The sequence below is a fragment of the Faecalibacillus sp. MSK20_93 genome (genome assembly GCF_020589945.1).
GTDB classification, from domain to species: Bacteria; Bacillota_I; Bacilli_A; order Erysipelotrichales; family Coprobacillaceae; genus Faecalibacillus; species Faecalibacillus intestinalis.
In genome coordinates, this window is the sequence record NZ_JAJDKA010000010.1 from 52065 (window position 1) to 64296 (window position 12232).

12 protein-coding genes are annotated in these 12232 nt (G+C 40.4%); all 12 read right to left on the reverse strand.

Features of this window, described 5'->3' with window-relative positions:
• Positions 1-4 precede the first annotated feature (4 nt).
• A complete protein-coding gene (locus LJD34_RS04960; RefSeq protein WP_005335600.1) occupies positions 5-1819 on the reverse strand; it encodes an ABC transporter ATP-binding protein in 1815 nt (604 codons plus the stop codon).
• A gap of 132 nt (positions 1820-1951) precedes the next feature.
• Positions 1952-2899, reverse strand: coding sequence for a helix-turn-helix domain-containing protein (locus tag LJD34_RS04965; protein WP_008788620.1), 948 nt, complete (start codon positions 2897-2899; stop codon positions 1952-1954).
• A 125-nt stretch (positions 2900-3024) separates the two neighbouring features.
• Positions 3025-3930 (reverse strand): conjugal transfer protein, encoded by a 906-nt coding sequence (locus LJD34_RS04970; protein ID WP_005335602.1) that lies wholly within the window; start codon positions 3928-3930, stop codon positions 3025-3027.
• 14 nt (positions 3931-3944) lie between these two features.
• Complete coding sequence (locus LJD34_RS04975) at positions 3945-4949, reverse strand: lysozyme family protein (RefSeq protein ID WP_009203310.1); 1005 nt, start codon at positions 4947-4949, stop codon at positions 3945-3947.
• Positions 4946-7075 (reverse strand): CD3337/EF1877 family mobilome membrane protein, encoded by a 2130-nt coding sequence (locus LJD34_RS04980; protein ID WP_040344134.1) that lies wholly within the window; start codon positions 7073-7075, stop codon positions 4946-4948. Before LJD34_RS04980 ends, LJD34_RS04975 begins: the two co-directional genes overlap by 4 nt.
• A gap of 5 nt (positions 7076-7080) precedes the next feature.
• Positions 7081-9531 carry an ATP-binding protein gene (locus LJD34_RS04985; protein ID WP_009203308.1) on the reverse strand — a complete coding sequence of 817 codons (2451 nt, stop codon included), beginning with the start codon at positions 9529-9531 and terminating at the stop codon, positions 7081-7083.
• A complete protein-coding gene (locus LJD34_RS04990; RefSeq protein ID WP_021865983.1) occupies positions 9518-9907 on the reverse strand; it encodes a conjugal transfer protein in 390 nt (129 codons plus the stop codon). Before LJD34_RS04990 ends, LJD34_RS04985 begins: the two co-directional genes overlap by 14 nt.
• A 114-nt stretch (positions 9908-10021) precedes the next feature.
• A complete protein-coding gene (locus LJD34_RS04995) occupies positions 10022-10510 on the reverse strand; it encodes an antirestriction protein ArdA (RefSeq protein ID WP_005335611.1) in 489 nt (162 codons plus the stop codon).
• A 23-nt stretch (positions 10511-10533) separates the two neighbouring features.
• Entirely contained in the window at positions 10534-11037 is a 504-nt protein-coding gene (locus LJD34_RS05000; RefSeq protein WP_040015660.1) for an antirestriction protein ArdA, read from the reverse strand.
• Positions 11010-11255, reverse strand: coding sequence for a hypothetical protein (locus LJD34_RS05005; protein ID WP_015530244.1), 246 nt, complete (start codon positions 11253-11255; stop codon positions 11010-11012). Before LJD34_RS05005 ends, LJD34_RS05000 begins: the two co-directional genes overlap by 28 nt.
• 67 nt (positions 11256-11322) lie before the next feature.
• Positions 11323-11919, reverse strand: a complete 597-nt coding sequence (locus tag LJD34_RS05010) for a hypothetical protein (RefSeq protein ID WP_005335616.1) — start codon at positions 11917-11919, stop codon at positions 11323-11325.
• A gap of 59 nt (positions 11920-11978) precedes the next feature.
• Positions 11979-12203 carry a hypothetical protein gene (locus LJD34_RS05015; RefSeq protein WP_227359320.1) on the reverse strand — a complete coding sequence of 75 codons (225 nt, stop codon included), beginning with the start codon at positions 12201-12203 and terminating at the stop codon, positions 11979-11981.
• Between the last annotated feature and the right edge of the window lie 29 nt (positions 12204-12232).

Here is a 12232-nt window from a genome sequence, read left to right on the forward strand (position 1 = left end):
TTTATTACACCGCCTTTCCGCTGATTTTCCAATCAACCGCTTCTGTGTAATGGTTCCACATTTGCGAATAACGTCCACCAGCAGCAACTAATTCATTATGTTTACCTTCTTCAACTAGATGACCTTTTTCCATAACAATAATTTTGTCAGCATTACGAATCGTAGATAAACGGTGAGCAATAATAATAACTGTTTTATTCTGCATAAGTTTCTCGAATGCTTTTTGAATTAAATACTCATTTTCTGGGTCGCTAAATGCAGTTGCTTCATCAAGAACAATAATAGGGGAATCTTTGATAATAGCTCTAGCAATAGCGATACGTTGACGCTCACCGCCAGAAAGATGAATACCTTTTGTTCCAAATACAGTTTTGTAGCCATTAGGAAGTTTTGAAATAAATTCATGGCATTGTGCAGCTTTCGCGGCTTCAATGACTTGTTCTTCTGTAGCGTTTGGATTTCCCATGCGAATATTATCTAAAATACTCTGCTTGAATAAGAAAATATCTTGAAATACAAAGCTAACATGATTCATTAAGTCTTTTTCTGAAATATCTCTTATATCAACACCGCCGATTTTTACACTTCCCTCTGTAACGTCCCAAAAGCGTGAAATTAAATTTGCAATTGTACTTTTTCCACCACCAGATAAGCCAACAATAGCTGTTATTTGTCCTTGATTGGCTTTAAAAGATACATTTTCAATAGCCATTTCTTCTTTTTTTCCTGTATATGTAAAGCTAACATTATCAAACACAACATCATCTTTTTGAGTTTTTTTAGGACTGGTAGTTTGTGGTAGAACAGGTATATTGAAAATTTCGTCCATTCTTGCTACATTTCCGTCAATTTGCATAAATGATTCAGAGATATACATTATTTTGTTTAAAATACCAGCGATTGCCGGAACAAAAAGCAAGTAAAATATAAATGTCATAGTAAAGCTCTTATAATCTTGTGCATTAGCTCCTAACAAAATACCTACAGGAACGATAACCAAATATATATTGTTAATGATGGTAGTAAACGCTGGCATATAATTTTGCCAACCTAGAGAGAACTTTAGAACCCATTCTGTGTATTCTTTAATAGCATGTTCTAAACGAGCAAATGAAGAAGCTGTTTGATTAAATGCTTTCACAACAGGCATACCACGAACATATTCTACAGAAGCATTGTTCATATCTTCCAATGCGATCTGATATTTTCCCATGTTTTCTTTCATTGCTCCGCTACCAAATCCACTGAATTGTACGACAAAAGCAAGCACAATTCCAACTAATGAAGCAATACCAAATCGCCAATCAATAGCCAGTAGAATAATAACCATAACAATAGGCGCAGTTACAGAAGCAACAAAATCTGGAAATTGATGTGCAATGAAACCCTCAATGCTCTCAATGTTTTCATCCATTATTTTTCTTAAACGACCACTACCTATGGTTAAGTGATAACCTAAAGGAATTTTGGTAATATGTTCTGCGAAGTGAAGTTTTAATTCATAAAGTGTTCCAAATGCTGCCATATGAGAACTGAAAATTGCTAAAAAATATAATAGTATATTAGCAATAATACCAGCTAAAGCTATCCAGCCATAATTCATAACCTTGCTCATATCCAGCAATTCTAAATTAGGATAGACTTTTAAAATGGAACTAATAATAAAATATACCGCAATATACGGAACAAACGACGCTATAGCCGCTAACGAGGAAAGTATAGCCGATAAAAATACTAATCCTTTCTTATTGGAAGCTAATTCTAAACATCGTGCTAAACCCGTTTTGGGTTTGTTTTGTTTTGGCTTTTTGTTTGCCATAGTACGAATCCTCCTTAAATATAAAATACGTGGTGGGTTAGCTTAATCTAACCACACCACGTATTCTAAAGGAAATACTATTTTTCTTCTACTCCATCTCTAGTATATTTGGGTAAAAATAGCCCAAAAGTGTTATTTTTGTTTTCTGTAATCTTTCGGTAAAATACCATAAACAGATTGAAATGCTATTGCAAATTTACTAGCATTATTATATCCAAGACTTACCGCTATATCTCCAATTTTCATATTTTCATTTAAAAGCCAATGTGCTGCAATATTCATCTTATATTTCTTTAAATATGAATATGGTGTGTCACCATATATCTGTAAAAAAATTTTATGAAACAGTGATAAGTTAATTTGATTCCGAAAGGCGAGTTGTTCTAACGATACTCGTTCATCTAAATGAGTTATCATATATGTTTGAATTTCTTTAGTAGCTTGAATCTGACGTTTATCATAATATTTGAAATCACAGCCATGATTTTTAGTTAGCTGGTCTATATGGTAAAGTAATTCAATTGCTTTAATTTTGAAATATCCTAATTGTTCTATGTTAAGTGCTTCATATAATTCAGAAAATAAATGATGTAATTTAGGTGGAGTGGAACTTAAATATCCATTATTCTCAATCCCTAATGTTGAACCAATTTTATCAAGGTTAAGCGGAATAGTTTCCATCATTTTTTTGATTTCTTCTGATAAGGATTGTTTATCAATCACAAGGCTAAGTCCATAATATTTTTTTAATGGAAACGAGAAAGAAACTGGTAAATGTTGTGTTCCAGTCACACTAAAATATCCCTCTGGTAAATACGAAACTGTATGATTGGCATACTCACATTCATAGCGTCCAGAGCGACAATGTGTAATTGAAATAATATTAGGATTGAATTTTTGAGAAGGCATACTTATGTCTGTATCAAAGTCCAAAAAAGAGAGTTGAATACCATCAAAAAGCGTGTAACTTGTAACAATTCCTTTCCCTTGACACCCATAATCTATAATCATAAAATTTTCATCTTGCTTGATAATTTTTGCCTTATCACTGTACCAGTCTTTATTAAATGTAGAACTCACATTATGTACCTCCATATGTCGATTAGCAACATCTAACTATTATCATACTGTATTTTTTATCCCAAAACAATAAAAACATAAGCGTGCAAATCCGATTTATGTGAAAATGCACGCTTTTCTTCATGTTATTTTACAATCTTCCAGTTACTATCTTTTTCCAGCGTTAAGTCAAACTGTGAAATTTGCGTTGCTTTTGTCCTCTGGTCGAGATACTTTACCGATACCGATACTTTCACTTGTTCTCCATCTTGTATAAAGATAGGATTTACCAGCTCCGAGAACATATAGTCACAGTTGACAGGTTCAAGCACATTCCCCGATACATAGTAGGCAAGCTCTTTTTCCGTTGCGGTAGGGTACAGCTTAAAGAATGTTTCCAAAAACTCTGTCACTTCCTCTGTAGTGGCAGCGTCCACCGTTCCGTCCGATTCCTTGACTTTTGGTTCATAGCCGGATTTTGTTGGTATGCTGCTGATGGTCGGATTCTGTGTAATAACCAGATTTCCGTCACCATCTACATGAACTACCACCATGTAAGCGGAAGTGTAACCGATAGAAGTCTCTCCCTCTGTTACCGTTTGATCTACCGAGTAGACAACGGTAAAGTCGTCCGTTCCAGTCGCTTCAACCTCCCAAATCTTAACGTCCGTTACCGTAGAGCTTGTAGGTATGTCCATACAGACAGTATCAACATTCAAATCCTGCAAGCTCTTTGTAAGGTACTGGTTAATGGCTGTGGTTCTTTTCTCAATGGATTCCTGCGTGTTGCTCCAAGAATAGTAGGACTTCGCAAATGCCTTGACGAAATTCTCTATCTTGTTGGTATCAACAATACGCTGCTCAATGACTTCTTTCTCATGTACCGTGTGCATATCAATGGCGGTGAAATTCTTATACACCCCAAAGCTGATACTGGCAATCAACACCAGCCATAAGGCAATCACGGTTTTTTTATGCGTGCCAACTTTCATCACAGGCACTTTCTTTTCCTTTTTTGGTTTTGATTCCTTATCCTTTTTCTTAAATAGCATAGCACCATTCCTTTCTAATTGGTTTTCACCCGTCCGGCACCAATCAAGTGTTGCTGCCAGTACGAGCTTGTTAAATCTGCATATCCGATAGGGTCGCCAGCATGATACATTCTGTTGTTTCCAGCATAGATTCCTACATGAGTGACGTATGTTCCAGCGTTATAGGTTGAATGGAAGAACACCAAGTCACCAGCCTTTGCCTGTGACAGCGGTATGTGCTGTGCAGCGTCATACTGTGCCTGTGCGGTACGAGGTAAGCTGATACCAGCTTTTCCATAGCACCAAGACGTAAGACCAGAACAGTCAAAGCTAGTGTTGGGATTGCTGCCGCCATACACATATTTCCAGCCTTGATACTTCAACGCTTCATTGAAGATTGCCTGTGCGGTAGCGTCACTGAGACTAGGCACAGCCAAATACTGACTGACTAATTTCACATAGAACATATTCCCGTACTTGTAACGCCAGCCGCCATTTTCTTTTATGGAAATGTCATTCTTATAGGTGACTTTGACACCGCCGGATTTACCTTTTGCGAAGCTGACCGCCAGCTCAAAGGTGTACTTCTTTCCGTGTTTTGATACATAATCAATGAAGCCGCCACCATAGTTATAGGACTGTACCACTGTGTTGATGTCACAGTCTTTTGCTTCTGCGGATTTCAAAAGCTCCGAGAAGTATTTACACCCCTGTTTGATGGAATCCTCCACGGATAGGGAGTTAAGCGGTAATCCTAAAGATTCACTGGCTTGCATAACGTCTGTCGTGCCAGTGCCGCCGGATTCCACCTGCATAATCGCAAGCAGATAGTTCACATAGTCAGAGATTCTGTATTCCTTTGCATACTTTTCTACCGTAGACTGATGTTTCAATACTTCCGCTGATAGGTTCAGTCCAGAAAAATCAAGACTGGAAGAACCACTTTCTTCATCATCTGAGGTCACGATAAACAGAAACAGAAGCAGACAGATAATCACTGTGAAAATCCCACCGAACACAGCAAAATGCCTTAACTTCATTTCTTGCCGCCTTTCTTACTTGTAGATTTCTTCATTGTTGATTGATTTGTGGTCTTTTTCTGAACCGTCTTTGTCTGCTTCTGACGTTGTACCGTTTGCCTTGAAATATCTGTGGTAGCTTGTGAATGTTTATTTACTGCTGATGAAGCCTGTTTATCTGCCGGACGGGATTCTCTGACAACCTGTGTTCTTACATTCTCCTGTGATTTTGTCACAGGCTCTTTACTCTTGCTTGATTGCGGCTGCTCCTTTGTCACTGTGACAGGACGCTCTTTGACATTCTGCTCCGGCTTTAAAGCTGCCGCCTGTGAATCCGATTTTACAGGAACAGGCGTTGTGGCTGGTCGCTCATGCACCGGGGCAGCTCTCTTTGTCGCTGATCCGTTGCTTTGTCGCTCCTTATCCACAATCGGACGCTGCGGATTCTTTTTGTCTGACTGCGGCTGTTTCGATACCGATTTTTTATCCACAATTCCACGCTTTGAGGTAGACTGTGATTCCTGTGTATTGCTTTGTGAACTATGTACGGTCTGTGAGGAATCCGTCTGACTTTTCTTATCCGGCAATGCAAACGGCTTCTGTGATTTGGAATCCGGCAGAGCTGGCGGCTTGCTGTTACCTCCACTGGAAGAAGCAGAAGTATTGTGATTTGCTCTGGTATGCGTATTACCTGTCTGTTTGGTATTGTCTGCCTTTTTTGTAGAAGCAGAAGCCGCCGCAGCACCAGCTACACCACCAGCAGCACCAGCCGCCATTGTCCTACCGATTTTACGCTCCAAGCGTCTTGCCCTGCGGTTGAGGAACATATACGGGTGTCGCATGATTCGTCTGCTGACTTGCTGTGTATCGGAGGATTGCAGGCTGAACATTGTCATCAAGTCACCTAATTTAAAATAGATTCCGGCAAAGGTGACTATCTGTAGAAATGCCACCATGAAAAACGGATAGCCGGAGGAAATGGAGTAAAACATAGTCGAGATACTAAACGCTGTGGTAATAATCAGTGTGATTCCAGCTCTCATCATAACGGTATTGAACAGCTTCGTAAGAGCCTTTTTTGCCATGCCTTCATAGGTCGGTATCATGGACAAAACAAAACTAATCGGCAGAAACATGGCGTAGATGATAAATAACACCTGCGAGAAAATCATCATGCCCGTAAGCAGAAAAACAAACGCCGAGATTCCGATATTGAAGATAAACAGGAACACCACCATACCTAAACGGGTCATGGTCTTTGTGACGCTCAAATAAGCGTTGTCCTTATCTTCGATTTCTTCAATCACAACATCCTCTCTGTCGTCTGTGTCTGGGTTTGCCGATAACAGGCTTTCCACACGGTCAGAGCCGAGCGTTTCTATATCCGATTCCCCGTACTGTAAAAGCAGCCACGGTTGTTTCACCTGTATGGAAAACAGGCTGTCTCTTATTAAATCTACGCTGTCTTTTCCTTTGCTGTTGGAATCGGGCAGCACGATTTTTGTACCGAGCGATAATGCCGAGCTGCTTATATCTGCGGAAAAGTCATTGATTTTGCTGATATAGTTTGGGGCATAGGCAATAAAGGACGCTGACAGGATAAATACCACAAGAAAGTTGATAACCGCATGAATGGCTTTTGTGGTTTCTCTTTTTAACAGTCCTGTGTATGCCACATAGATTCCCATTACCAGAATGAGGATAAGCAGGAATCCTACATAAAATCCCTCACTGGAAAAGCCATTGGAAGTCACACCAGCTAATGTCTGAATGTTCTTTCCGATAGAACTTGCAGTATCAGAGATAAAGTCCAGCTTGTAGGCTTCCTGTACCACATAACCTGTCGCATTGGAAATGTATAAGCTCACCGTCCAGACAAAGTTTGTGATGGCATATAGTCCGTACTGAATACTTTTGCCGATACCGTCAAGCCAGTTCCACGGCAGCCAATCCCAACTTGAATCCACATAGAAATCAAGCTGGTAGTTTTCCAGCGGATATTTGGAATAGGTGTTAGCGTCACTCACCGTATTGTCTACCAGACCAGCCGCATGAGCTACCGTACCCGTGATAGATAAAAATACCAGCACACCGAGAATCACCGAAAGCGTGATAAGCAGATAACGGACTATTTTTCTCTTGTCCATAGGCTTCACCTCATTTCTTCCGTCTGCACTGGCGGTCTGGTATCAAAGGCATGGAACAGGTCAGAGAATACAGGGTGAATCTGGATAACGCCCACACGCCCATACAAATCTTGAAACAGGCATTGTCCGTTTTCCAAATCCCTAAGTCGTTTCTGGTTGCCCTCGTCCTCCTTATCCACACCGAAAAATTCAAGAGTATTCTTGATTTCCTTTATGTCTGTAGAACGGAACGCAAACTTTAAGCCGATATTGTTCTTCATCTTTTCATCGTCCACATCACCAGAGTTTTGTGTAACAAAGTAAACAGCAGCGTTCATGGAGCGTCCAGCACGAATCAGCTTGTTAGACAATGCTTTCCCCTGTGCCACCTGTAGGAACGTCCACGCCTCGTCCAAGTCCACCATCTTAAAAATGCTCCTGTCGGAATGAATAAAATCAAGGGCAAAGGTACTAATGACAATCAGCATAGCCACGGACAATAATTCCATTGTGGTGTATTCTTCAAACTTCGTGTCCTTATCCGGCAACACAAGGTCTGCCACCTGTATGATGTTGAGCTGCCTGTCTAAACTGATGGACTGCTCCACATCACCGTCCGAGAATAAAAGGTGTGCAAAGTCATAATCGGTCATGCTCTCGATATGGTCTGCGATATTTTCTGCCACAGGAGAACCGTCTTTCCTTAATTTATCAATGACACGGAGCAGTCCTCGTTTTTTGCTCTGTGTCACGGAACGGATTGCACGCCTTAATACAGGGAACTTCTCACCGTCACGGGACGAAATACCTGTAAGGAATGTCAGAATGTCGATTGCCAGACTTTCAGCGTCCTTTGTTCGCTTCATAATCACATACGGGTCAAGAAGTCCTCTGTTTTTGTCCTCACTGGTGAGATTAACTATCTTGATTTCCTGTGCAATGTCGGGTAGCGTTTCCTGCCAGTTGCCACGCTCTGATTTTGGGTCTACAATGACCGCTTTTCCTCCAAACAGCACCGCATAATAGATGATAAGGTTGTTACAGAAAGACTTCCCACCACCGAGCGAACCGAGAAAAGCAGCCGCAAGAGCATTTGTCACAGAACCTTTTACGCCCTGTGCTGCAAGGCTAGGTTTTAGATAGACGTTCTTTCCTGTATCAAGGTTATAGCCGATATAGATACCGTCCGTTTCCCCAAGCTGCTGTGTTGCACCGAAGCCAAGTCCGGCGAGAAAGTCCGAAGTGACGTATTGGATATAATCATTGATATATCTTTTGCTGGACGGGATAAACTCACCATGCAACCCCAACATATCACCGAATGGGCGAACCAGCTTGACATTCAAATCATCATAGAAATCTTTGACTTCATCACAGCGGCGTTTCAATTCTTCCAGAGTATCAGCCGCCACACGGATAACGTAGGATAATTTATACATGGATTCTTTGGACTGGTCTAAATTTGTTTCCAGTTCATTCACCGAATCCAGAGCGTCCATGACGTTACTTCCCGTTTCGTTGTTGGATTCCCAAGCATGATTATCCAAGTCTTTCAGCTCTTTCTTTTTGTTCCTAACAGTCGTCAGAGCCTTTTTGTTGGTAACGATTTCAACATTCATAGAAGTGGAAACGGGGAACGTGAATTGCTGTTGCTGATAATAAAATATCTCGCTTGACGGAAAATCCAGCTCACCCACGATATTGTTAATCGTGAAGTAGGCAACAAAAGTTGTCTGATCTTCACGCTCAATCTTTAGGTATCGCTGGTTTTCTTCAATCATGCAGCGTGTCGGACGGATAAGGTCATATCGCTTCACCAGTGTTTCACGCTTTGACTTTTTTATCGGGAGGTCATAACTGTAATCACTGTAGGCAACGCCGGTATTCCCGTAGATATGTTCCAAGAGGTAGCCGAAGTCGTTCTTATCTAGTCTGCGGAACTGAAAGCGACGTGAGATTTTGCTTTCCAAGAGTTTTTCCATCTTTAGGAAACGGTTGATTTCATCATTACTCATGGAAACGAAGTCACCCATCAGCTTGTGATTGACTTCATAGATAAAATCCGCAAAGGTCATAGCTGCTGATTTTCGCATACCCTTGAAGCTGATTTCTTCCTCATTTACCAGCAGCTTGAAGCCAAGAAAAAAGCGGTAGTCAATCTGATTTTCACCAATCATTTCAACCAACGCTTCTGTCTGTTCATCTACCTTTTTACAGGCAATCTCTTTTAATCTGCCTGTGATTCCCTTTTTGGAACGCTCCTGTACTGCACGCAGGCTGTCCTCTGTGGCAATCTGTAGGGCATGGATTTTTCCGTCACGGTTCTGGGCGATAAGCTGACGGAAGTTGTCATGCACCATGTATTTTTCTTCTGGTGACAGGAACGAATAATTGTAAGGTGTCAGCTCATAGTAGGCAAAGCACTCACCGTCATGGTTGAACACCAGATTGTTTTCTATGTACTTAATCGGGAACATACATCACACTCCTAACTGCGGTCACGCTTGTATTGAATTTCTGATTTTTCAGTTTGATAGCTTTTCCTGCATAGGTCACTTTTGGTCGGAGGAAAAAGCTCACACAGGATTTTAGGAATCCAAAAGGCTTTTTTCCGTCAAAGGTCTTTTGCGATACAAACCAAGTGAACGCCACAGGGATTCCAAAGTATTTGAGAAATGCACCGTCAATCATGTTAAAGGGCGGTAGCTCCCCAAAGAGAATCACCACAAACAGCGACACCACGAACCAAGCCATCTGACTGAATGTGAGCGGGAACGGGAGTTGAAAATCGTTGATTGCATAAATGACTTTTTCCACGCTCCATATGCTTGTATAGCTTTTGATTTTCTTCAATTTTCACAGCTCCTTTCTGTTCTAAAATGGAAACAGCAGCCTATGTTTCAAGGCTGCTGCAAAAAAATAACCAGTGTCATTTCACTGGCAGATAAAAAAATTCAGTTGTAATTGTTAATACGGACATTCAAACACGCCATGATTAGTGACGACAAAACGCCCCTCTAAATCAAGGTCACGCCCGTAGGCTTCATAGTCTATGTAACTGCGGATTCTGTCTGGTATCTCACCCAGACTTTGACATTCATCTATGAAGTAATAGGCAACGTCTGTCATATCGTCACAATCGGGATAATGGATAATATCGTCTGCATGTTCGCACAAATCTTCCAAGCTGCTGTAATAGCCTAGCAGTTCCGATAATTCGTCCTGTATGTCTTCTGGTAAGTCCTCCACCATTTCACACAGGCGGTTGACTTCCTCAATGGGTGTGTACTCGTCAATCTCAAAGGGTAGCTCATAATCATGGATTGCGTATTCTTCGTATCTGTCATTCAAGCCGATACGTTCTGCCATCTCGTCATAATCAACGGGCGGCGTAAACCACGCACCCACAAGCTCACCCTCGTTGTATTTCCCAAGATTGGCGATATAGATTCGCATTTCTTCGATACCACATCACCCCTTTACTGATAGCGGAATACGCCGCTTGTGGTAAATAAGTATCTGTCGTCCATTTCCAGCTCACTACCATAGGAGTGATAGTCGATATGTTTCAATAGTTCGTGAGGAATCTCACCAAAAACATATTCTTCACGGATAAGGTATTCTGCCAGAGCTGCACCGTCACCCACATCATAGTAGCGTATCTCGTCCTTGTGGTCGATAAATTCCTCGAAGCTGGAAAACCATTTCTGCTGAATGGCTTTCATTTCATTGCCGATAGGCGTACCCTCCAATTCCAGCACCATGCGGCAGTTGGCGTTGATTTCCCAAAGTGGCATATCACTGTGTAAGTCAAAGGGCAGCTCATAGTCTGCAATCTCAATCTGTTCTTCATGTTCTACGCCGATTTTTTCTCGGACTTCCTCAAAGTCCACAGGGCAGTTGAACCAAGCACCGGAATATTCTTCGTCACCCTCACGATACGGTTTTGTATTGTTTAACAGGTAGATTCGCATTTCCTGCATGGTCTGTCACTTCCTTTCATCATATCCAGTATTCCCATTATAACAGCATAATCTACACCGAATACATAATGAGAAAACTTTTCTAACTGTTCTTTTGGATAATCAAGTGGTGAGTGCTGCTTGATGATTTCCCACACCATACGTTTGCGGTAGGGAAGGTCGGAAATATTTTCACAGCCGACACGCTCTTTCATATCCTCAAATATATCTGTTTTCATGTTGTCCTCCAATCTTAAAATTTGCATAGAAAAAGCAGCTAACTCAAAAGAATTAACTGCTCTTTGTCTATGATAATTTGATTCCTATTTGTTTCAAAATTAAAGTAAGTTCTTTTCGCTTTTCTGGGTCTGGTGTTCTGACTAAAGTATATCCTTCTTGCTGTATTTTTCTTAATATATCAAATGTAATATCTGCTCTAGCATTTAATTTATATAGAGTATCATCCGACATAGGTACTTTACGAAGATACCACCAGAAAGGTAAATCCAATTTACTTTTAGCATATTTTATAGTGTTGACAAAGTATGTGTCCTCATTATAGTAATTAAAATGTGGTTTATCCTCTAAAAGATGTTTTTCCATATTTTCATAGAAATCATCTAAATGATTGTCAACTAAAATCTTTTCAAGTATTTGAGGAGGAATTTCACTCAAATACTCTGTTATCATACCAGTATTCAAAATATTTAAAGGCGTATAATAATATTTCTTTTTAGCGGAAAGAACAATGCTCAATACTACACTTTGATTATCAAATGCGTCAAAATATACATTGACATTAACATTGTGATATTGATAGTAAAATTTTAAGCAAGTAGCCTTTGTTTTTTTAGGAATACTGTTATAAATATCTACTAAATAGGCTTTTGTACTTTCTTTCACACAAAACACTCCTTTCAAATTCTGCTTAAATTATACTACTTTTACACAAGAAATACAATTTACGCCCCGATAATCTTATTGAATAACTGCAACAGTACGTCTTTTACGCCAGAAGAATTGAATACCAAGCCGACAGCGATTAAGGCAATCACCAAGAATCCAATCAGTTTAGAAAACTCACGCTTGAATCCGAGATATACGCCGATAACCGCAATCGCCATGAGTACCAAACTCTGTGCGTTAGATAAAAACCAGTTGTATATGGATAGGTAAGTTCCTGATATTATAAATATCTCAAACTTTTCCCCCCATT